Raw genomic sequence first — 21,948 nt, 5'->3', positions numbered from 1 at the left:
ATCAGCTCTTGATCATGTTCCGCAGGACGTACTGCAGGATGCCGCCGTTGCGGTAGTAGTCGGCCTCACCGGGCGTGTCGATGCGCACCACGGCGTCGAAGACGACCTTGTCGCCGTTCTCCTTGGTCGCGGTGACCTTCAGCGTCTTCGGGGTCACGCCCTCGTTGAGCGCAGTGATGCCCTCGATGTCGAAGACCTCGGTGCCGTCCAGTCCCAGCGTCTTGGCGCTCTCGCCCTCCGGGAACTGCAGCGGGACCACGCCCATGCCGATGAGGTTGGAGCGGTGGATGCGCTCGAACGACTCGGTGATGACGGCCTTGACACCCAGCAGCACCGTGCCCTTCGCCGCCCAGTCGCGCGAGCTGCCGGAGCCGTACTCCTTGCCGCCGAGGACGACCAGCGGGATGCCGGCCTTCTTGTAGTTGACCGAGGCGTCGTAGATGAACGACTGCGGACCGCCCTCCTGGGTGAAGTCACGGGTGTAACCGCCCGAGACGCCGTCCAGCAGCTGGTTCTGCAGGCGGATGTTCGCGAAGGTGCCGCGGATCATCACCTCGTGGTTGCCGCGACGGCTGCCCAGCGAGTTGTAGTCCTTGCGGGCCACACCGTTGGCGTCGAGGTACTGCGCGGCGGGGGTGCCGGGCTTGATGGGTCCGGCCGGGCTGATGTGGTCGGTGGTGACCGAGTCGCCCAGCAGCGCCAGGACGCGGGCGCCCTTGATGTCCTCGACCGGCGCCGGCTCGGGGGTCATGCCGTCGAAGTACGGTGCCTTGCGAACGTAGGTGGACTTCTCGTCCCACGCGAAGGTGTCGCCCTCCGGCGTGCTCAGTCCGCGCCACCGCTCGTCGCCCGCGAAGACGTCGGCGTAGGACTTGCGGAACATGTCCTGGCTGATGGCGGTCTTGATGGTGTCGTCGATCTCCTGGGCCGACGGCCAGATGTCCTTCAGGAAGACGTCGTTGCCGTCGGTGTCCTGGCCGAGCGGCTGGGTCTCGAAGTCGAAGTCCATGGTGCCCGCGAGCGCGTAGGCGATGACCAGCGGCGGCGACGCCAGGTAGTTCATCTTCACGTCGGGGGAGATGCGTCCCTCGAAGTTGCGGTTGCCCGAGAGGACCGCGGTGACGGTCAGATCGTTGTCGTTGACCGCCTTGCTGATCTCCTCCGGCAGCGGACCGGTGTTGCCGATGCACGTGGTGCAGCCGTAACCGCCGAGGTAGAAGCCGAGCTTCTCGAGGTACGGCCACAGGCCGGCCTTCTCGTAGTAGTCGGTGACGACCTGCGAACCGGGGGCCATGTTGGTCTTGACCCACGGCTTGCTGGTGAGACCCTTCTCGACCGCGTTGCGGGCGAGGAGGCCGGCGCCGATCATGACCGACGGGTTCGAGGTGTTGGTGCACGAGGTGATGCCCGCGACGGCGACGGCGCCGTGATCGAGGACGAACTCGCCGCGCTCCTCGCTGACGATCTTGATCGGCTTGCTCGGGCGTCCCTCGGCGCCGTTGGCCGCCGACTGGACCTTCACCGCTCCGTCGTCGGCGAAGGACAGCGCGGCCGGATCGGACGCCGGGAACGACTCCTCGACGGCCTCGTCGAGCTGCGTGTGCGCGGCGGGATGCTGCTCTTCGACGTAGTTGTGGATGTCCTTGCGGAAGGCCACCTTCGACTCCGACAGCAGGATGCGGTCCTGCGGACGCTTCGGGCCGGCGATCGACGGGACCACGGTGCCCAGGTCCAACTCCAGGTACTCGGAGTAGGCCGGCTCGTGGTCCGGGTCGTGCCACATGCCCTGTTCCTTGGCGTAGGCCTCGACCAGCGCGAGCTGGTCGTCGTCGCGGCCGGTCAGGCGCAGGTAGTTGATGGTCTCGGAGTCGATCGGGAAGATCGCGCAGGTGGAACCGAACTCGGGGCTCATGTTGCCCAGGGTGGCGCGGTTGGCGAGGGGGACCTCGGCGACGCCCTTGCCGTAGAACTCGACGAACTTGCCGACCACACCGTGCTGACGGAGCATGTCGGTCACAGTGAGCACCACGTCGGTGGCGGTGACACCCGGCTTGATCTCGCCGGTCAGCTTGAAGCCGACGACGCGCGGGATCAGCATGGAGACCGGCTGGCCGAGCATCGCGGCCTCGGCCTCGATGCCGCCGACGCCCCAGCCCAGGACGCCCAGGCCGTTCTCCATCGTGGTGTGCGAGTCGGTGCCGACGCAGGTGTCGGGGTACGCCTGGCCGTTCCGGACCATGATCGAGCGGGCGAGGTACTCGATGTTGACCTGGTGCACGATGCCGGTGCCCGGGGGCACCACCTTGAAGTCGTCGAAGGCGCCCTGGCCCCAGCGGAGGAACTGGTAACGCTCGCCGTTGCGCTCGTACTCGAGTTCCACGTTGCGCTCGAAGGCGTCGGCGCGGCCGAAGACGTCGAGGATCACCGAGTGGTCGATGACCATCTCGGCGGGGGAGAGCGGGTTCACCTTGTTGGGGTCGCCGCCGAGGGCGGTGATGGCCTCGCGCATGGTGGCGAGGTCGACCACGCAGGGCACACCGGTGAAGTCCTGCATCAGGACGCGGGCCGGGGTGAACTGGATCTCGATGCTCGGGTCGGCCGACGGATCCCAGTTCGCGAGGGCGTTGATGTGATCTTCGGTGATGTTGGCGCCGTCTTCGGTGCGCAGGAGGTTCTCGGCGAGGACCTTCAGCGCGTACGGCAGCTTCTCGGTGCCGGGCACTGCCGACAGGCGGAAGATCTCGTAGGAGTTCTCACCGACCTGCAGGGTGCCGCGGGAGTCAAAGGAATTGATGCTCACGTGTGCTCCACTCGTTTCGTGCAAGTTCCGCCGACGGGCTGCGCCGACGGGAGTTCGTCAGAAGCGTCGCAGCATGCGGCGGGCTGCGGCCGCGGTGCTACCTCTCCAGCATAGCAGTACGCGCGTACTGGTTGGGCGGTACGGGTCGCTCGGCCGTATCGGCGTGCGGCTGTCGTATCCTGGGCGCCGAGTGCCACCCGTCGCCAGCGGCCAGCCGGCTTCTGCGCGCACCCCGCCATGTCGAGTCAGCAACCGTTCAGGGAGCCACATCTGATGAATCCGGGCCCATCCGCGTTCGTTCTCGCCGAGCCCGCGTCCCAGCCGCCGGCCGACGTGTGGTCGAACCTCGACATGGCTGCGATCACCGACGCGCTCACCGGCTCCGGAGTGTGGGCCCCCGCCGACCAGCAGCCCGCGCTCAAGCAGCTGGTGAAGCAGGCGGCGGCCGACGGGCACAGCCTGCACGTGGTGGTACTGGACCAGTCGTACCCGAAGTTCACCGCCTACCGGGACATCGCGACCCACCTGCAGTCGGAGGTCGGCGGGACGGTGCTGGTCTTCGGCCCGTCCGGCAGCGGCACCGCGTCCGACGAGTTCAGCCGAGTTCAGCTCGAAGACGCCTCGAACGACGTCTCCAAGGGGGCCACGGCCTCCCAGGCCGCCGCGCAGATGTACCACAAGGCCGTCGATCCCAACGTGAACTGGAACGGCGTCACCATCGGCCTCATCGTCCTCGTGGTGATCGGCGCGGTGATCGCCCGCTGGCGGATGAAGCGCCGGCGGACGACGGCGGAGCCGGCCGCGGTCGGGCAGAACGGCGACGCCTCCGGCCCGGCGACTGCGGAGGGCGACGAGGATCCTGACGGCCGCCGTCCGGCCGGGACTGACTGACCCCTCGGGGTCCCGCCGTCCGGCGTCCGCGCTCGTCGCGGACGCCGCTTTCTTCTGACGCGTCACGATTCGTGCGTTATCCAACTGTGACAGGACTCTAAGGTTCCGTCTTTGCGCTGCTGACGCGTGTTTCCGCAGGTAATCACCTATTTGTAATTCAGGGCTTCAGGTTCTCACAGAGACTGATGTGACGTACGGTGCAGAAGACACTTTATGGTGCACGGGGGATAGATGTTGCGAGGGAGTTCTCGACTTGAAGCCAGCTAAGAACGGCGCACGTTGGGCGGCGCGAGGTACCACCGTGGGTGCCGTGATGCTCGTGAGCGTTCTCGGAGCCGGTCCGGCCCTCGGTGACCCCAACAACGCCAATCCCGTGGCATCGCTGATCAACCAGATCGCCGACGTCGATCAGAATCTGTCCGACCTCGCGAGCGCGGTCGCGGCGAAGCAGGAGAACGTCAACCGCACGCTGGTGGACTTCCAGAACGCGCTCGCGGCTCAGCAGGTCGCAGCCGCGGCCAGCCGAAGCGCCAAGGATTCGCTCGGCGAGGTGAGCGCGAAGGTCGAGGCTGCGCAGAAGGACTTCGACGCCTTCGTCCGGTCGGTGTACCGGCAGGGCAACAATCGCGGGGCGATGACCAAGTACGTCGCGTCCGACGATCCGGAGAAGGTCCTGGACCAGATGTCTGCCGTCGACCAGGTCACGCGACAGCAGCAGGCGACCATTCGCAAACTCCAGGTGGCACGCAACCAGCAGGCCAACCGGGTGGCGGCCACCGAGGCCACCCGCCAGCAGACGGCGATGGCCGCCAAGGACGCGTCGGCCCGGCGCGATGAGGCGATCGCCGCGGTCAAGGCCGCCCAGGACGCGGTCCGCACTCAGCAGACCAAACGCAACGAATTGGTCTCCCAGCGCACGTCGCTGGCGTCGAAGCTCGAGAAGCTGCGCAAGTCGGCCCCCAAGAGCGAGGTGGACGCCCAGGCCTCGCCGGGCACCGTCGCCGACGTGGCGGGCAAGGTGCTCGACCGCATTCCGGCCAAGCCCGTGGAGGGCGATGATCTGGTGGCCCAGGCCGCCCAGGCGGCCGCGAAGCTCGCGATGGAGACCGGTCAGGCGCTGTTGGCCGGCGCCATCGGCAAACTCCAGATTCCGCATTCGGAACTGTTCGATCTGCTCGGCATCGGCGGGTCGTATCCGTTCGGTGAGGGCCAGGACAGCACCTACGGCCGACTCCAGAACGGCTCGCTCGGTCCGCTGCTGACCAATCCCGAGTCCGGGGTCCCCGGCGGTGGCGGAGGGCCCTCGCAGCCCGGGCTGCGCGGCCCGGCGGCCGTCGAACTCGTGGTCAACCGGATGAAGTCGCAGCTGGGCGTCACGTACGCCTGGGGCGGCGGCGACGCGAACGGCCCCACCCTCGGCATCCGCGACGGCGGCGTCGCCGACAGCTACGGCGATTACCGCAAGGTCGGCTTCGACTGCTCGGGTCTGATGATCTACGGCTTCGCGGGAGTGGGCATCGACCTTCCGCACTACACCGGCTACCAGTACACCTCGGGACCGCAGGTGCCGCTGTCGCAGATGCGGCGCGGCGACATGATCTTCTACGGGCCCAACGCCAGCCAGCACGTGGCGCTCATCCTCGGTGACGGGACCATGATCGAGGCGCCGCAGTCCGGCGACGTCGTGAAGATCTCGCCGGTGCGGACCGCGGGCGCCATGCCGTACGTGGTCCGGCTCCTCTGACACGTGCGCGGTCCCGATACTCCCCGCCCGCTAGTGTGGGTGTCGGTACATCGCAGGCCTCGACCGGTAGGAGCATCGGCTTGACTTCAACAGGCAGCAGCGGACAGGACCGCAGCGGCGCGGCGACGGAGGGATCCGCCGCCGGGACACTGTCTTTCACCCCGGAAGACGCGAAACTGATCGAACGCGCTCTGTTCGAGGTCAAGCGGGTGATCGTCGGCCAGGACAAGCTGGTCGAGCGCATCCTCACCGGTCTGCTGGCCCGCGGCCACATCCTGCTCGAGGGGGTGCCCGGCGTCGCGAAGACGCTGGCGGTCGAGACCTTCGCCACGGTGATCGGCGGCAGCTTCTCCCGCGTGCAGTTCACTCCCGACCTGGTGCCCTCCGACCTGATCGGTACTCGCATCTACCGGCAGGGACGCGAGGAGTTCGACACCGAGCTCGGCCCGGTGGACGCCAACTTCGTCTTGGCCGACGAGATCAACCGCGCCCCGGCCAAGGTGCAGTCGGCGCTGCTCGAGGTGATGGCCGAGCGGCACGTGTCGATCGGCGGCTCCACCTACCCCATGCCCGATCCGTTCCTGGTGATGGCGACGCAGAACCCCATCGAGAACGAGGGCGTCTATCCGCTGCCGGAGGCGCAGCGCGACCGCTTCCTGTTCAAGGTCCTCGTCGACTACCCGTCGGTGGAGGAGGAGCGCGAGATCGTCTATCGGATGGGCAACGTCCCGCCGACGGCGTCGCAGATCCTCGACCCGGCGGCGACCATCCGACTGCAGCAGCTCGCGGCCAACGTCTTCGTTCATCATGCGCTCGTCGACTACGTGGTCCGGGTCATCAACGCCACCCGGCGGCCCGCGGAGGTCGGGCTCGGCGAGGTCGACCAGTGGCTGGCCTACGGTGCGTCCCCGCGCGCGACGCTCGGCATCGTCGCCGCCGCTCGCGCCCTCGCGCTGATCCACGGGCGCGACTACGTGATCCCGCAGGATGTCGTCGAGGTGATTCCCGACGTCCTGCGGCATCGCCTCGTGCTGTCGTACGACGCGCTGGCGGACGAGGTGTCGCCCGATCACATCATCACTCGGGTGCTGCAGACCATCGGTCTCCCGCAGGTCTCCGCGGCGCCGGCCCAGCCGGTCCAGAGCCCGCCGGTCCAGCAGCCGCATGCGGCGCAGCAACCCGTGCAGCAGCCGCACGTCCAGCAGCAGTCGGGTCCGCAGGCTCCCGCGGCGCAGGCCCCGGCCGCCCAGCAGTCGCCGACGGTTCAGCCGGGCAATGCCGGCCACTGACGGGCTGCCGTCGTTCGCGGCGGGAACACTGACCGACCCCGAGCTGACGGCTGCGCTGAAGTCTCTCGAGCTCACCGTCCGGCGCAAGCTCGACGGTGTGCTGCAGGGCGAGCATCTGGGCCTGATCCCCGGACCGGGTTCCGAACCGGGCGAGGCGCGCGAGTATCAGCCCGGCGACGACATCCGGCGGATGGAGTGGTCGGTGACCGCCCGCACCGGGACGCCGCATGTACGGCAGATGATCGCCGACCGGGAGTTGGAGACGTGGTTCGTGGTCGACGCCTCGGCCAGCCTCGACTTCGGGACCGTCGGGCGGGCCAAACGCGACATCGCGATCGCCGCGGCGGCCGCGATCGTGCATCTGACGGCGGGTGGCGGTAATCGGCACGGCGCGATCATCGTGACGGGCGACGACGTGGTGCGGATACCGGCTCGCGCCGGCCGCGCTCACGACCAGGCCCTGCTGAAGGCGATCGCGACCACTCGGCGGAGCGCTCCGGGAGTGCGCGGCGATCTGAACGCCGGACTGGAGGCGTTGCGCCGCCCGTTGCGCAGGCGCGGACTGGCGGTGGTCGTGAGCGACTTCCTCGGCGAGATCGACTGGGCCCGCTCGCTGCGCGCGATCGGCGCGCATCACGACCTGCTGGGCGTGGAGGTGCTCGACCCGCGTGATGTGGAGTTGCCGCCGGTGGGACCGGTGACGCTCCGGGACGCCGAATCCGGTGAGGTGGTCGACGTCGACGTCACCGCGCAGGTGCGGGCCGACTACGCGCGGGCCGCCGCCGAACACCGGGCCGAGGTGCTGCGGACCTTCCGCAGCGCGGGCGGCCCGGTGCTGTCCCTGCGCAGCGACCGTGACTGGATCGCCGACACCGTCCGCTTCGTCGGCATGCGCCGCCGGACGATGGCGGCGGGGGTGCGTTGATGAGCGATCTGTTCGCCCACCCCTGGTGGCTGTTCTCCACGCTGCTGGTGGTCGCGTTGATCGTCGCCTATGTCTACGTGATGCGACGGCGGCGGGCGCGGGCGCTCGCCTTCGCGAACCTCGACCTCCTGCGGTCGGTGACTCCGAAGAACCAGGACCGCTTCCGCCATGTGCCGGTCGCGGTGCTGCTGACCGGTCTGGTGCTGCTGACGATCGCGATGGCCGGACCGATGGCCGAGCGCGACGTGCCGCGCAACCGTGCGACGGTCATGCTCGTCGTCGACGTGTCGAATTCGATGAAGTCCACCGATGTGGCGCCGTCGCGGCTCAAAGCGGCTCAGGCCGCAGGTAAACGGTTCGCCGACGAACTCACCGACGGAGTCAATCTCGGGCTCATCTCGTTCGCGGGCACGGCGTCGACCCTCGTCTCGCCGACACCCGACCACGCCGCGACCAAGAACGCGCTGGACCGGCTCAAACTCGCTGACAAGACGGCGACCGGAGAAGGCATCTTCGCGGCGCTGCAGCAGATCCAGACACTGAACGCGGTGCTGGGCGGGCCCGAGGGTGCTCCACCGGCACGGATCGTCCTCCTCTCCGACGGCAAGCAGACCGTCCCCGAGAGCCCGGACGACCCCCGGGGCGGCTTCACCGCCGCGCGCAAGGCCAAGGAGGAGGGCATTCCGGTGTCGACCATCTCCTTCGGAACCCTGACCGGCACCGTCGATCTCGAAACTCCCGGCGGAGGCGTGGAGCGGGTGCCGGTCCCGGTCGACGACGAATCGCTGCGGAAGATCGCGAACCTCTCCGGCGGCGAGTTCTTCACCGCCTCGAGCCTCGACGAACTGAACAAGGTGTACTCCACGCTGCAGAAACAGATCGGTTACGAGCGTGAACGCGGCGACAATTCGAGGCCCTGGCTGATCGCGGGCACGCTGCTGGCGGTCGCAGGCACATTCGCCGCCCTGCTCCTGAACCGGCGCCTCCCCTGAGATAGGTTGATCAACCATGGCAGAGCATTCATCGATTCCCGCCCAGACCCCGCGCTCGGTGCTCGTCACCGGCGGCAACCGCGGCATCGGCCTGGCCGTCGCGCAGCGTCTGGCCGCCGACGGGCACAAGGTGGCGGTGACCCACCGCGGCTCGGGGGCGCCCGAGGGCCTGTTCGGCGTGCAGTGCGATGTGACCGACACCGAGTCGGTGGAGCGGGCCTTCGCCGAGGTCGCTGAGCATCAGGGGCCGGTGGAGGTGCTGGTCGCGAATGCGGGCATCACCGACAACATGCTGCTCATGCGGCTCAGCGAAGAGAGCTTCGAGAAGGTCATCGACGCCAATCTGACCGGTGCCTTCCGCTGCGCGAAGGTCGCGACCAAGGGGATGCAGCGCGCGCGGTTCGGTCGCATGATCTTCCTCGGCTCGGTGGTGGCCACCTCCGGCATCCCGGGACAGGCCAACTATGCGGCGTCGAAGGCCGGCCTGATCGGCCTGGCTCGCTCCATCGCGCGCGAACTCGGGTCGCGGAACATCACCGCGAACGTCGTCGCTCCCGGATTCATCGAGACCGACATGACCGCCGCGATGGAGGACCGGTACATCGAGATGGCCAAGCAGGCCATTCCGCTGGGCCGGACCGGCAAGCCCGAGGATGTCGCGGCGGCCATCAGCTTCCTGGCGTCCGATCAGGGCGGATACATCACCGGTGCGGTCATCCCGGTCGACGGCGGCATGGGCATGGGCCACTGACGAGCCGGTACCGGCGCCGCCTTCCACACTTCTTCACTCACCCCCCACAGGAGCTTTTCGTGAGCGGAATCCTCGCAGGCAAGACCATTCTGGTGACCGGCATCATCACCGATGCATCGATCGCCTTCCACACCGCCAAGGTCGCCCAGGAGCAGGGTGCCACCGTGATCATCACGGGCATCCCCGAGCGGCTGCGCCTCATCGACCGGATCGCCAAGCGGCTGCCGCAGGAGGTGCCGCCGGCCATCCCGCTCGACGTCACCGACGAGGAGAGCCTCGGGGCCCTCGCCGACAAGGTGCGCGAGCTCGCGCCCCAGGGGATCGACGGTCTCGTGCACTCGATCGCGTTCGCGCCCAAGACGCTCATGGGCCCGGATGCGCTGCCCTTCCTCGAGGGGCCGGGCCCGGACGTCGCGAAGTCGTTCGAGATCTCCGCGTGGAGCTATGCCTCGCTCGCCCGCGCCGCGCTGCCGGTGATGAACGAGGGCGGCTCGATCGTCGGCATGGACTTCGATCCGCGCACGGCACTGCCCGATTACAACTGGATGGGCGTTGCGAAGGCCGCCCTCGAATCGGTGAACCGCTACGTGGCGCGCGAGGTGGGGGAGGCCAAGCGCATCCGCTCCAACCTCGTGGCGGCCGGACCGATCAAGACGCTGGCGGCCAAGGCCATCTCCGGCACCGCGACCGACGATGCGCGCAAGCTCAACATGCTCAACGAGTACTGGGACGGAGCCTCGCCGATCGGCTGGAACGTCGACGACCCGGGCGTGGTGGGCACTAGTGTGTGCGCCGTGCTGTCGGACTTCCTCCCGGGCACCACGGGATCGATCATCTACGTCGACGGCGGAGCCAGCCACAACACCTGGTTCCCCGAGAACTTCCTCGGCTGAGATGCACGGATCGGAGGACGGCGGCGCATTCGATGCGCTGCTGTTCCTGTCGTTCGGCGGGCCGGAGAAGCCGGCGGATGTGCGGCCCTTCCTCGAGAACGTCACGCGCGGCCGCGGCGTGCCGCGCGAACGCCTCGACGAGGTGGTGGAGCACTACCTGCACTTCGGCGGGGTCTCGCCGATCAACCGTCTCAACCTCGACATGATCGAGGCGCTGCGCGCCGAGCTGGGGCGACGTGGCCGGGACCTGCCGATCTACTTCGGCAACCGCAACTGGCATCCGCTCGTCGCCGACACCACCCGCCGGATGTACGACGACGGGCACCGGCGGGTACTCGTGTTCCCCACCTCGGCGTGGGGCGGGTATTCGGGCTGCCGGCAGTACCACGAGGACATCGCGGGAGCGCTGTCGGCGACGGGGCTGGACGACGCCGGGCTGGTGCTGCGGAAGCTGCCGCAGTTCAGCGCCGAGCCGAAGTTCATCGAGGCCTCGGCGAATGCGCTGCGCACGGCCCTGGGTTCCTTCGGCACGGCGCCACGCGTGGTGTTCACCGCGCATTCGATTCCTGCGGCCGCCGACCGGAACGCCGGGCCCGCGGCCGAGGGCGGACACCTGTACTCGCTGCAGGTGAAGGCCGCCGCCGCGGCGGTGGCGCACTCGGTGGGCCTGCAGGAGTACGACGTGGTGTGGCAGTCGCGATCCGGTCCGCCGCAGGTGCCGTGGCTGGAGCCGGACATCTGCGATCACCTGCGAGAGCTGCGCGAGAGCGGCGTCACCGATGTGGCGGTGATGCCGATCGGCTTCGTCTCCGATCACCTCGAGGTGATCTGGGATCTGGACTCCGAGGCCAGGGAACTGGCAGCCGAGCTCGGCATGGGATACGTGCGCGTACCGACGGTCGGCACCGACCCCGTCTTCCTCTCGATGATCGTCGACCTGATCGAGCGGTATGCGGACGGCGGGGGAGACGTCACCGCGATGGGCTGTGGCGACAACGGTGCGCTGTGCCGGCCCGACTGCTGTGTTCCCGCGCGGCGGCCGAGCAGCCGGCCGTGATGTCCGGCTAGCTCGGATCCACCGTCACGAAGTCGATCAGCTCTTCCACGCTGCGCAGCAGCGGGACTTCCAGATCCCGGAAACTCGACACGCCCGCCAGAACGCGCCGCCAACCGTCTTGCGGTGTGCCCCAGCCGAGTTCGGAACAGATGCCGGTCTTCCAGTCCGTGCCCATCGGGATCACCGGCCAGGCGTCGATGCCGACGGACGCGGGCTTCACGGCCTGCCAGACATCCACGTAGGGGTGGCCGCAGACGAGGACGTGCGGACCCACCTCGGCGGTCAGCTTGGCCTCCTTCGTGCCGGCGACCAGATGGTCGACCAGCACACCGGCCCTTCGATGCGGTGCGGGCTCGAAGTCGGCCAGCGCGTCGTCGAGGTTGTCGAGGCCGTCGAGACTGATGACGACGACGCCCTCGCCCCGGAGGTCGTCGCCCCAGACCCGTTCCAGGAGCGTGGCGTCGTGCACGCCCTCCACGAAGATGCGGCTGGCGCGCGCTGTGCGGGCCCGTTGCTTGGGCGCCGCGCGCGAGCCGGAGGCGGTCCGCGTGGGCTGGACCGGGCCGCGCCCGCGAGGCCGGACCAGAGTCACCGGCTTGCCGTCGATGAGGAATGCGGCCGGATACATGTGAAACACGCGGGTCCGCCCGCGGCGATCCTCGAGCCGGACCATGTCGCCGGCGTAACTCTTCTCCAGACCCACCACGGCGCCGCAGAATCCGGTCGCCGCGTCTTCGACCACCAGATCGCGCTCGGCGGCCACTTCGGGGGCCTTCGGCTTGGTCTTGCGAGGCGAGGACAGCACGTCGCGGCCGTATCGATCATCGAACACGGATTCCAAGGGTAGGGGCCGGCGTCGGGATCGGCGCGCGCGACGCTCCGGTGACCGCCTCGTCGCCGAGTATTCTGGCTTGGATGACCAGTTCCTCCCTGATGCTGCGGTCGTGGCCGGCGAGCGCGTTGGCGGTGTGGGCGGCCGCGCGTGAGGCCGGCCGCTGCTCGGCCGACGACGTCCTGCACACCCTTCACGACTACGCGCAGGTGCACGAGCTCGACCCCGGAGGCGACATCCTCGACCTGCTCGGCGCGGTGTCGGGCGCCAACGCGATGTGCGTGCGACTGCCCGCGCCCGGAGATGCCCAGGGACTGCCGCCGGGACGCCCCACCGATGCCGCGATGGCGGCGGGTGAGGTGATTCTGATCGACGACCGCGAACCCGAAGGTCCCAGTACGCCCGCCGCCGGAGCGATGCGTGCGCTCGCGCTCGTCCCGATCGGCACGGCCGAGCGCTGCCGATGGCAGTCGATGCGCTACGACCGTGACGTGGCGGTCCGGGCGTTGCTCTCCGACAGCCCGCTGGGGGAGGTCGAGTACGAACTGCGCAGCGCGGTCGCCGAGGCCGCGACCTCGATCGCCGCACTCGGCGGCAGGCGTGGTTCGCCGGCCGACCTGCGCGATGCGCTGGCCGCTCGGGTCTCGGCGTCGACCATCGATCTGCCGCCGCACGACAATCCCCGTGTCGACCGGGTGCTGGCGAGCGCCGCGCAGATCGACGCGATCGTGTCGTTGACGGGAACGGGGGAGCTGGGCGACTCCGGGTCGCAGTTGGCGACCGCCGACGAGCGGTTGCGCGGTCTGGCGGCGCTGGCACGCCGAGCGCGGTCGGCGGCGGTGAACACACTGATCGCCGATTATCGGTTCCGCGCCGGCTGACCGCTCAGACGCCCGCCAGCCAGCCGATTCCCGCGAACGCCGCCGCCCACAGCACAGAGGCGAACGTGCCGAGAATGAACTGTTCGCTGGCACGCGGAGCGCGAAGTTCGGAGAACCGGGCCAGGCTCTTCACCGCGAGGGTGATCCCGATGCCGGCGGGCCACGCGAGAAGCAGCGACGCCGCCACCGCCGTGCGTTCGAGCATGCCGATGATCCGGCCGCCGCGCAGCGGTGCCTCGGGTTCGTCGTCGTGGTTGTCGGCCCGGGTCGGGATCCCGCCGAGCACCAGCACGACGCGGACCGCGCTCGATCCGGTGGTCGCCGCGGCGATCACCGCCACGACGTGGACGGCGACCAGCCCGGCGCCGGACGACGGCGCGCCGACCGCGGCGACGACGGCAGCCGCGGCGATGAGCGCCGCGCTCGCCGCCGCCGCGATCACATCGGTCGCCAGCACGGCGGAGTCGGACCGTTCGGGGTCGTCGACGAGGCGGCGCCGAACCAGCGAGGTGCCCGCGGACACTGCGATCGCGAGCAGTAGCAGGACGATGATCGCGATCATTCACTCACCTCCGGCAGCGGGCTGACGCCGTCTGCGGTCTGAAGCAGTCGGCGGAACAACTCCTCCGCCGGACGCTGCACATCCCAGCGCGCATGCCGCAGTCGCAGCGACATGGCCTGCGGCGAAATGCCCAGGGCATCCGCCGCCGCGGACTGGCTCGACCCGGCGGCGACGAGGGACACCGCCTCGCGACCGGCCTCGGAGCGGTCGAGCAGGACGTCGAGCAGGAGCCACGCGGCGGTCTGGGCATGATCGCACCACGGCGAGACCCCGCGAACGCACAGATGCCAGCGGTTCTTCTTCGCCGCCTCCACGGCGTCACGCGCGTCGAGGAAGGCCTGCCCGCGCCCCGCGCGTGTCTGCGGCGGCAGCGGAGCCTCCAGGGTGCCCACCCCGATGCCGACGCTCCAGTCGCCCGAGGCGGCGAGGTCGACGGCGAGCACAGCCAAGTGGTCGGGGGAGTCGAACACCGCTTGCACTTCATCGCCCGCGGTCCGCTCGAACGGTCGGATCATGCCCGGGCCGGAGCGGGCGAGCACGTCGGGCACCCGATCGCGTCCGGTACGGCTGCCCCGTTGATCTGCGGTCAGAACGAACACGGTCACCTCCTGAGTGAGTCCGCTTGGCGTGGGCGCGCGACGAATCCATCAAGCATAAAGGCTTGAAACTGGGATAATCAAGTGTTTTTGCTTGATTGCGACCCGTTGACGGGCATGCGGGTGTCGACGATCAACCCGATGACACCGATGGAGAACAGCACCGCGGAGAAGACCAGGCTGATCGGGCTGCCTTCCCCGGTCAGTGCATTGCCGAGGAAGATCAGCGCCGCGTTGCCCGGAGTCATCCCGATCACGGTCGCGGCCGTGTAGGGGAGGAGTCGGATGCTCGACAGCCCCGAGAGGTAGTTGAGCAGTGAGAAGGGACACACCGCGATCAGGCGCAGAGACCCGACCGCCAGCCAGCCGCGGCGCTCGAGGCGATACTCCACGGTGGCGATCACCGGATGGCGCAGGTACGGGCGGACCCGTTCCCGTCCCAGCCGCCGCGCGAGCAGGAAGGCGGCGACGGCGGCGATCGTCGACGACACCGTCGCTCCGGCGAAGGCGAGAGCCGGCGCGAACAGCACACCCGCCGTGACGGTGAACGCCGTCCGGGGAACCGGACCGATCGGGACCACCGCGTAGGCGAGGAAGAACAGCGCCGGAAACCACGGCCCGAGCGATTCGGACCAGAGGCGCGCGGTCGCTATCGACGGCAGTGGGATGAAGTACGCGGCGACCAGTATCGCCACCACCGCGGCCATCACGATCCCGCCGCGGATCAGCGCTGTCCGGGTGACATCCGTCCGCCTGCGGGCCGGCCGGTCCCGGCGCGCCTCGGCGGTCGTGCCATCGAGGGACACCGGCTGTTCGACCGGAGCGGCGGACCGCGGTGAATTGATGCGCACGAGGGAGTAGTTTACGGGTCAGATCACATCCCCCAGGTTCGCCCGAGCGTTTGATCGGTTATCGTTCCCTACGACGAAACTTCAGATGGTCGAGCTTTGGAGGTAGGCGAGCCGATGACGGCAAGTGACGACCCCGCGGCGCCGCGCGGCGCCGACGCGCTGCGGCAGGCGTACGACGAATGGTCCGAAGCGGCCGCCGGTGTGCTGGCGAAGGCACGCAAGGTCTCGGCGGATGAACTCCCCGACACCGCGGAGGCCCTGCTGTCCACCACGACGGGCGACGGCACCGTGGTCCGCCCGCTCTACACCCGGAAGGACGAGGTCGCCGAGTCGGGACTGCCCGGACAGTTCCCGTTCGTGCGCGGCGCCGATCCGGTGCGCGACGTCAACGTCGGCTGGCGGGTGACCGAGCGTTTCGGCGACGAGGGCGGCAGCGCCGCGGAAGTCAACGAGCAGATTCTCGACGCCGCGGGCAATGGGACCAGCGGGCTGTGGCTCAAGGTGGACGGCGGCATCGGCGCCGACGGGATCGCCACGGCACTGCGCGGCGTGTACCTCGACCTGATGCCGGTGACCCTGGACGCCGGCGCCGAGGGGATCGAGGCGGCTCGGGCGTATCTGGAAGCTCGCGTCGCGGCACCCGTGGCGCCGCAGGCCGCGCCCTCCACGATCGCGAACGTGCAGAGCCTGGGGCTGTCGCCGTACACGGCGCAGTTCTCCGAACGGGCCACCGTCGACGTCGACGCCGCGACCGCGCTGGCCGCCGACGCTCCGGAAGGAGTACGCGCCTTCCGGGTCGACGGCACCGACTTCAGTCAGGCGGGAGCGAACAACCCGCAGGAACTCGGGCTCTCGGTGGCCGCGGCCGTGGCACATGTCCGCGACCTTGTCGCGGCCGGCCGCAGCCGGGCCGAGGCGCTCGGACAGATCAGCTTCGGGGTCTCGGTCGACGACGACCAGTTCGCCGGCATCGCCAAGTTGCGGGCACTGCGCACCGTGTGGGCTCGGGTGGCCGACGTGCTCGGCGAACCGGACGCCGGTGCCGCCGTGACCCACGCGGTGACCGACCTGGCGATGCTGACGCAGCGCGACCCGTGGGTCAACATGCTGCGATCCACCGTCGCGGCGTTCGGTGCCGGCGTCGGCGGCGCCGACCAGGTGACCGTCCTCGGCTACGACGCCGCGCTTCCGGCGGGCGAACGGTCCTCCAGCGCGTCCTTCTCCCACCGGATCGCCCGCAACACCCAGCTGCTTCTGCTCGAGGAGTCGAACCTCGGCCGTGTTCTCGATCCGGCGGGTGGCTCGTGGTACGTCGAGTCGCTCACCGCCGATCTCGCCGCGGCGGCATGGGACGTCTTCACGGAGGTCGAACGCCGGGGCGGGTACCAGACGGCCCTGTCCGACGGGTGGATCGGCGAGCAGATCGCCGAGTCCCTCGCAGCACGCGACCTGCGAGTCGCGCACCGCGCAGCGCCGCTCACCGGTGTCAGCGAGTTTCCGAACCTGGACGAGGCCGCCCGCCCGGCGGGCACGGCGCAGACCGTCGACCTCGCGACGGCGACGCCGAAGCTCGCTCGCTTGGCGCGACAGTTCGAGGCGCTCCGCGACCGGGCCGACGCGGAGCGGACGCGCCCGAGCGTCCTGCTGCTTCCGCTCGGAAGTGTCGCCGAGCACAACGGCCGCACCACTTTCGTCGCGAATCTGCTTGCAGCGGGCGGGATCTCGGCAGTCAATCCGGGTCCGATCGAACCCGACCAGATCGCCGGCCTCGCTGCGGAGAACGCCGCCACGGTCGCCGTTCTGTGCGGCACGGCCAAGCGATACGCGAGCGACGGTCCCGCGGCTCTGGCCGCGGCGCGTGCGGCGGGAATCGACCGCGTGCTGTTGGCCGGACCCGATCGTGAGTGGCCGGAGGCCGCCGACCGGTGTGACGGCTCGCTGCGCGTGGGCATCGACGCGGTCGCGACCCTCACCGAACTTCTCGACCACCTGACCGACGGCGGGAGCGTATCCGCATGAGCAACACAGTTCCGAACTTCGCCGATGTCGCGCTGACCGGCGACCGCGCCGTTGAGCCCGCGGGTTCGGGTGCGGCGCAGACCGAGGCGCTCGCCCGTGCCAACGGCTACACGGCCGATCAGGTCACCTGGAGCACGCCCGAGCAGATCGACGTGCAGCCGGTGTTCACCCGCGCGGACCGCGACGCGGCCGCCGAGGACGGCGGCTACCCGCTCGATTCGATCCCGGGTGCGGCGCCCTTCATCCGCGGCCCGTACCCGACGATGTACGTCAACCAGCCGTGGACCATCCGCCAGTACGCGGGATTCTCGACCGCCGCCGAGTCGAACGCCTTCTACCGGCGCAATCTCGCCGCCGGCCAGAAGGGTCTGTCGGTGGCCTTCGACCTGGCGACCCACCGCGGATACGATTCGGACCACCCCCGGGTGGCCGGTGACGTCGGCATGGCCGGCGTGGCGATCGACTCCATTCTCGACATGCGCCAGCTCTTCGACGGCATCGACCTCGGCAATGTGTCGGTGTCGATGACGATGAACGGCGCCGTGCTGCCGATCCTCGCGCTGTACGTGGTGGCCGCCGAAGAGCAGGGCGTGCCGCCGGAGAAGCTGGCCGGAACCATTCAGAACGACATTCTGAAAGAGTTCATGGTCCGCAACACCTACATCTATCCGCCGACGCCCTCGATGCGGATCATCTCGGACATCTTCGCGTACACCAGCGCCAAGATGCCGAAGTTCAACTCCATCTCCATCTCCGGCTATCACATCCAGGAGGCCGGCGCGACCGCCGACCTGGAGCTCGCGTACACCCTCGCCGACGGTGTGGAGTACATCCGGGCGGGACTGGAAGCGGGCCTGGACATCGACAAGTTCGCTCCGCGGCTGTCGTTCTTCTGGGGCATCGGGATGAACTTCTTCATGGAGGTCGCCAAGCTCCGCGCCGCCCGCCTGCTCTGGAGTGAGCTGGTGGCGAAGTTCGAGCCGCGCAACGCCAAGAGCCTGTCTCTGCGTACCCACTCGCAGACCTCCGGCTGGTCGCTGACCGCGCAGGACGTGTTCAACAACGTCGCACGCACCTGTGTCGAGGCGATGGCGGCGACTCAGGGACACACCCAGTCGCTGCACACCAACGCGCTCGACGAGGCCATCGCGTTGCCGACCGACTTCTCGGCACGGATCGCCCGCAACACCCAGCTGCTGCTTCAGCAGGAGTCGGGCACCACGCGGCCCATCGACCCGTGGGCCGGCTCCAACTACGTCGAGTGGCTCACGCACCAGCTGGCGGAGAAGGCGCGCGCACACATCGCCGAGGTGGAAGAGGCCGGCGGTATGACGCAGGCCATCAACGAGGGTCTGCCGAAGCTGCGCATCGAGGAGGCCGCCGCACGCACGCAGGCGCGCATCGACTCCGGGCAGCAGCCCCTCGTCGGCGTCAACAAGTACCGCGTCGACGAGGACGAGGAGATCGAGGTCCTCAAGGTCGACAACTCCAAGGTACGGGCCGAACAGCTCGCCAAGCTCGAGAAGCTGCGCGCCGAGCGGGACTCGTCGGCCGTGGAGGCGGCGCTGGCGAACCTGACGCGCGCGGCCGCCGAGCCCGGCGGCAGCGACCTCGACAACAACCTGATGGCGCTGGCCATCGACGCCGCTCGCCACGGGGCCACCGGCGGCGAGATCTCCGATGCGATGGAGAAGGTCTTCGGCCGTCACCAGGCGGAGATCCGGACCATCAGCGGCGTGTACCGCAACGAGGCAGGTGAATCCGTGAGCAACATCGATGAGGCGATGGCCGTCGTCGACGCCTTCGCCGAGGCCGAGGGCCGACGCCCCCGCGTGCTGGTCGCGAAGATGGGCCAGGACGGCCACGATCGCGGACAGAAGGTGATCGCCACCGCCTTCGCCGACCTCGGCTTCGACGTCGACGTGGGCCCGCTGTTCGCCACTCCGGAGGAGGTCGCCGCCCAGGCCGCGGACAACGACGTGCACGTCGTCGGTGTCTCGTCCCTGGCGGCCGGCCACCTCACGCTGGTGCCTGCGCTGAAGAAGGCACTGGCCGACGTCGGCCGTGACGACATCATGATCGTCGTCGGCGGCGTCATTCCCCCGGGCGATTTCGACGAGCTGTACCGGGCCGGGGCCGCGGCGATCTTCCCGCCGGGAACGGTCATCGCCGACAGTGCGGTGGATCTGATCCGGAAGCTGGCCGATCAGCTGGGCCTGGAACTGGCTGCAGCAGCGGAATGAGCGACGCGCAGCCCCGCCGGGCCGACCGCCCGGCGGGCCGCCGGATCGACGTCGACGCGCTGACCGAGGGCGTCCTGTCGGGAAACCGAGCCCAATTGGCGCGCGCCATCACGCTCGTCGAATCGGCCCGGCCGGATCACCGGGCGGCGGCACAGCAACTCCTGCTGAACCTGACGCCGCACGCGGGCAAGTCGTTCCGCGTGGGAATCACGGGCGTGCCCGGTGTCGGCAAGTCGACGACCATCGAGGCCCTCGGCATGCATCTCATCGAGTTGGGGCATCGGGTCGCCGTGCTGGCGGTCGACCCCTCGTCCACCCGCACCGGCGGTTCGATCCTCGGTGACAAGACCCGGATGGGCCGGCTGTCCGCGGCGGAGGAGGCCTACATCCGCCCGTCCCCGAGTTCGGGGACCCTCGGCGGCGTGACGAAGGCGACGCGCGAGACGATCGTGCTCGTCGAGGCGGCGGGCTATGACGTCGTGCTCGTCGAGACGGTCGGGGTGGGGCAGTCGGAGGTGAGCGTCGCGAACATGGTCGACGTGTTCACCTTCCTCACTCTGGCGCGAACGGGCGATTCGCTGCAGGGCATCAAGAAGGGTGTCCTCGAACTCGCTGAGATCGTGGTCGTCAACAAGGCCGACGGCAAACACATCAACGAGGCGCGGGGCGCCGCCCGCGAACTGCGCAATGCGCTGGGGCTGATCTATCCCCACGACGTGTTGTGGCATCCGCCGGTGCTGACGATGAGCGCGCTGGAGAACACCGGCGTTCACGAGTACTGGGAGGCGATCCTGCGGCACCGGGAGACGCTTTCGGCCGCCGGACAGTTCGAGAGGCGCCGAGCGCAACAGCAGGTGGACTGGATGTGGAGCATGGTGCGCGAGGCGATGCTCAATCGCCTCGAGGAGGACCCGGCCGTCCGTGCGGTACGGCGCGAAGTGGAGGCCGGAGTGCTCTCGGGCACGCTGACTCCGACTCTCGGAGCCGAGCGGATCGCGGGGGCCGCGGGTTTCTGACCCGCGCCGCGCGTCGGTCGCACCCTATTCTCAGGTGAGACTCCCTCATTGTTAGACCGCCCTCATCGCTGTTCAAGCCTGAATGCTTGATCTCTGGCAACTTAAGTCTCTGAGCTTGCGCTTAGACGACGGCGGGCGCCGAGATGTCACGTGCGTCCGAATCGCCCGATCACGCAAGCCTTTGTTGCGGATCTCACATGCGCTGAACTTTTTGAACAGACCTCTTCCGGGTCTAGTCTGGCTGAGTATTACTTAACTGCAGTCAACTATCTAAATGTCGGAGCGTGCGAACAGTGACGGACAACGGCGCGGACCGTGAGGCCGGTGAGCACCGGATCGCCGACGGTGCGCTGATGTCGCTCTCGGTGATCCGCTTGACCCGCGCCGTGCGGCGCGGTGTCGGTCAGCAGCAGCTGACATCGTCGCAGGCGGCCACCCTGTGGGCCATCGCCGAGCTCGCCCCGGTGCGGCCCACCGATCTCGCGGAGCGGGAGAAGGTGACCACGGCGTCGATGTCGAAGAGCATCGCCTCGCTGGAGAGCGCGGGCCTGGTGTCGCGTACACCCGACCCGCACGACGGTCGAGTCAGCATGCTCGATCTGACGCCGGCCGGGCAGGCATACGTCCGGGACGCCAACTCGGAGCGGATCTCGTTGTACGAGACCGCCCTGAATCGGCTGCCGGAGTGCGAACGGGAATCGGTGGTCCGGTCGATCGCACTGTTCGCCGACACGATGTGTGAGCTGGTCACAGCCGGTGCGGCCCAGCCGTCCGCGCACCCGGCCGATCGTTGACTGCCTGAGAAACGAGGGAGGAACTCTGTGCGGAATGCAGTCGATGGACATTCTCGGCTGATTCGCGGCGCCGTCCGAGACGAGCGCGGCGGATCCGTCCCGGATGCCACCGTCACGGTGATCGACCAGCAGGGGAGTCAGGTCGCTGTCGCGTCAGCGCGGCACGACGGGTCGTTCACCGCCCACGTCGCGGCCGACGGCCAGTACGTGCTCGCCGCGTCGGCGACCGGGCACGAACCGGCGGCGGTGACGGCGATGATGGCCGGTGCCCCGATCCAGACGCAGATCGTGCTGTCCGCCCATTCCGCGCTCGGCGGTCTCGTCCGCGCCGCCGACGGCGCACCGATCGCCGGTGCCGTGGTGACCGCGACCGCCCCGTCCGGGCACGTGGTCGCGACGGCGGTCGCCGGCGCCGACGGCCGATGGGAACTGCGCGGCGTGGCCGAGGGCGGATACACGCTGGTGGTGAACGCGCCAGGGTTCGAGGCGACCGCCAGAACCGTCGCTCACACCGCGGGTTCCTCGCAGCCGGTGGTCGTCGAGATGCGCTCCGCCGTCGCTCTGTCCGGTCTGGTCACCGACGCGCACGGGGGAGTGATCGGCCACAGCCAGGTGTCGCTGCTGGCCGCCGACGGCTCAATGGCGGCCAGTGTGTTCAGCGACGAGGACGGGCGCTACAGCTTCACCGATCTCACCCCCGGCGACTACACGGTGCTGGCCAACGGTTACGCGCCGGTGGCCGCGACCGTCGACGTCCGGGCCGGACGATTCGTCAATCACGAGTTCGTCCTCGGCGTGCAGGGGCGGTGACC

General features: G+C 69.2%; 19 protein-coding genes. 14 read left to right on the top strand and 5 right to left on the bottom strand.

The genetic code is table 11. The features are described 5' to 3' along the window. Position 1: 1 nt before the first annotated feature. Positions 2-2,800 carry an aconitate hydratase AcnA gene (gene acnA, locus ACE11G_RS08990; protein ID WP_006894881.1) on the bottom strand — a complete coding sequence of 933 codons (2,799 nt, stop codon included), beginning with the start codon at positions 2,798-2,800 and terminating at the stop codon, positions 2-4. Between the two features lie 273 nt (positions 2,801-3,073). Here acnA and ACE11G_RS08985 point away from each other — a divergent pair, with 273 nt between their 5' ends. From ACE11G_RS08985 to ACE11G_RS08950, 8 genes are all read left to right on the top strand, one after another. Next, a complete protein-coding gene (locus ACE11G_RS08985) occupies positions 3,074-3,691 on the top strand; it encodes a DUF6676 family protein (RefSeq protein WP_062367492.1) in 618 nt (205 codons plus the stop codon). A 313-nt stretch (positions 3,692-4,004) separates the two neighbouring features. Then, entirely contained in the window at positions 4,005-5,435 is a 1,431-nt protein-coding gene (locus ACE11G_RS08980; RefSeq protein WP_081598057.1) for an NlpC/P60 family protein, read from the top strand. Positions 5,436-5,515: 80 nt separating this feature from the next. Further along, the gene (locus ACE11G_RS08975; protein WP_156150489.1) at positions 5,516-6,724 is read left to right on the top strand and encodes a MoxR family ATPase; all 1,209 of its coding nucleotides are present in this window, start codon (positions 5,516-5,518) and stop codon (positions 6,722-6,724) included. Next, positions 6,711-7,649, top strand: a complete 939-nt coding sequence (locus tag ACE11G_RS08970) for a DUF58 domain-containing protein (protein WP_045539268.1) — start codon at positions 6,711-6,713, stop codon at positions 7,647-7,649. The genes ACE11G_RS08975 and ACE11G_RS08970 overlap by 14 nt, the downstream gene beginning before the upstream one ends. Beyond that, positions 7,649-8,641: a VWA domain-containing protein gene (locus tag ACE11G_RS08965; RefSeq protein WP_006894886.1), complete on the top strand. Its 993-nt coding sequence runs from the start codon at positions 7,649-7,651 to the stop codon at positions 8,639-8,641. The genes ACE11G_RS08970 and ACE11G_RS08965 overlap by 1 nt, the downstream gene beginning before the upstream one ends. A 16-nt stretch (positions 8,642-8,657) precedes the next feature. After that, positions 8,658-9,392: a 3-oxoacyl-ACP reductase FabG1 gene (gene fabG1 / locus ACE11G_RS08960; RefSeq protein WP_006894887.1), complete on the top strand. Its 735-nt coding sequence runs from the start codon at positions 8,658-8,660 to the stop codon at positions 9,390-9,392. A gap of 59 nt (positions 9,393-9,451) precedes the next feature. Then, positions 9,452-10,285, top strand: coding sequence for an NADH-dependent enoyl-ACP reductase InhA (inhA, locus tag ACE11G_RS08955; RefSeq protein ID WP_006894888.1), 834 nt, complete (start codon positions 9,452-9,454; stop codon positions 10,283-10,285). 1 nt (position 10,286) lies between these two features. Further along, the gene (locus ACE11G_RS08950; protein WP_006894889.1) at positions 10,287-11,342 is read left to right on the top strand and encodes a ferrochelatase; all 1,056 of its coding nucleotides are present in this window, start codon (positions 10,287-10,289) and stop codon (positions 11,340-11,342) included. A gap of 7 nt (positions 11,343-11,349) precedes the next feature. Here ACE11G_RS08950 and ACE11G_RS08945 read toward each other — a convergent pair whose 3' ends face one another. After that, the gene (locus ACE11G_RS08945; RefSeq protein WP_062367529.1) at positions 11,350-12,174 is read right to left on the bottom strand and encodes a DUF3097 domain-containing protein; all 825 of its coding nucleotides are present in this window, start codon (positions 12,172-12,174) and stop codon (positions 11,350-11,352) included. A gap of 83 nt (positions 12,175-12,257) precedes the next feature. On the opposite strand from ACE11G_RS08945, the gene ACE11G_RS08940 reads away from it, so the two are divergent. Beyond that, positions 12,258-13,055: a serine/threonine protein kinase gene (locus ACE11G_RS08940; RefSeq protein ID WP_278127319.1), complete on the top strand. Its 798-nt coding sequence runs from the start codon at positions 12,258-12,260 to the stop codon at positions 13,053-13,055. A 4-nt stretch (positions 13,056-13,059) separates the two neighbouring features. Here ACE11G_RS08940 and ACE11G_RS08935 read toward each other — a convergent pair whose 3' ends face one another. The 3 genes from ACE11G_RS08935 to ACE11G_RS08925 all read right to left on the bottom strand — a co-directional run bounded on the left by ACE11G_RS08935 (position 13,060) and on the right by ACE11G_RS08925 (position 15,064). Beyond that, positions 13,060-13,617, bottom strand: a complete 558-nt coding sequence (locus ACE11G_RS08935; protein ID WP_278127320.1) for a hypothetical protein — start codon at positions 13,615-13,617, stop codon at positions 13,060-13,062. Beyond that, the gene (locus ACE11G_RS08930; protein ID WP_278127321.1) at positions 13,614-14,216 is read right to left on the bottom strand and encodes a hypothetical protein; all 603 of its coding nucleotides are present in this window, start codon (positions 14,214-14,216) and stop codon (positions 13,614-13,616) included. Before ACE11G_RS08930 ends, ACE11G_RS08935 begins: the two co-directional genes overlap by 4 nt. Positions 14,217-14,293: 77 nt before the next feature. Continuing rightward, positions 14,294-15,064: a TVP38/TMEM64 family protein gene (locus tag ACE11G_RS08925; protein ID WP_375001877.1), complete on the bottom strand. Its 771-nt coding sequence runs from the start codon at positions 15,062-15,064 to the stop codon at positions 14,294-14,296. A 114-nt stretch (positions 15,065-15,178) separates the two neighbouring features. Here ACE11G_RS08925 and ACE11G_RS08920 point away from each other — a divergent pair, with 114 nt between their 5' ends. From ACE11G_RS08920 to ACE11G_RS08900, 5 genes are all read left to right on the top strand, one after another. Beyond that, positions 15,179-17,083: a methylmalonyl-CoA mutase family protein gene (locus ACE11G_RS08920; RefSeq protein WP_278127323.1), complete on the top strand. Its 1,905-nt coding sequence runs from the start codon at positions 15,179-15,181 to the stop codon at positions 17,081-17,083. After that, a complete protein-coding gene (scpA, locus tag ACE11G_RS08915) occupies positions 17,080-19,326 on the top strand; it encodes a methylmalonyl-CoA mutase (RefSeq protein ID WP_045540130.1) in 2,247 nt (748 codons plus the stop codon). The genes ACE11G_RS08920 and scpA overlap by 4 nt, the downstream gene beginning before the upstream one ends. Continuing rightward, positions 19,323-20,342: a methylmalonyl Co-A mutase-associated GTPase MeaB gene (gene meaB / locus ACE11G_RS08910; protein ID WP_375001874.1), complete on the top strand. Its 1,020-nt coding sequence runs from the start codon at positions 19,323-19,325 to the stop codon at positions 20,340-20,342. Before scpA ends, meaB begins: the two co-directional genes overlap by 4 nt. Positions 20,343-20,626: 284 nt before the next feature. Next, positions 20,627-21,136 carry a MarR family winged helix-turn-helix transcriptional regulator gene (locus tag ACE11G_RS08905; RefSeq protein WP_231650322.1) on the top strand — a complete coding sequence of 170 codons (510 nt, stop codon included), beginning with the start codon at positions 20,627-20,629 and terminating at the stop codon, positions 21,134-21,136. Positions 21,137-21,163: 27 nt separating this feature from the next. Continuing rightward, positions 21,164-21,946, top strand: a complete 783-nt coding sequence (locus tag ACE11G_RS08900; RefSeq protein ID WP_062367488.1) for a collagen binding domain-containing protein — start codon at positions 21,164-21,166, stop codon at positions 21,944-21,946. Positions 21,947-21,948 lie beyond the last annotated feature (2 nt).

It is taken from the genome of Gordonia sp. PS3 (assembly GCF_041950545.1).
GTDB classification, from domain to species: domain Bacteria; phylum Actinomycetota; class Actinomycetes; order Mycobacteriales; family Mycobacteriaceae; genus Gordonia; species Gordonia sihwensis.
This window is presented reverse-complemented; position numbering and strand designations above follow the sequence as displayed.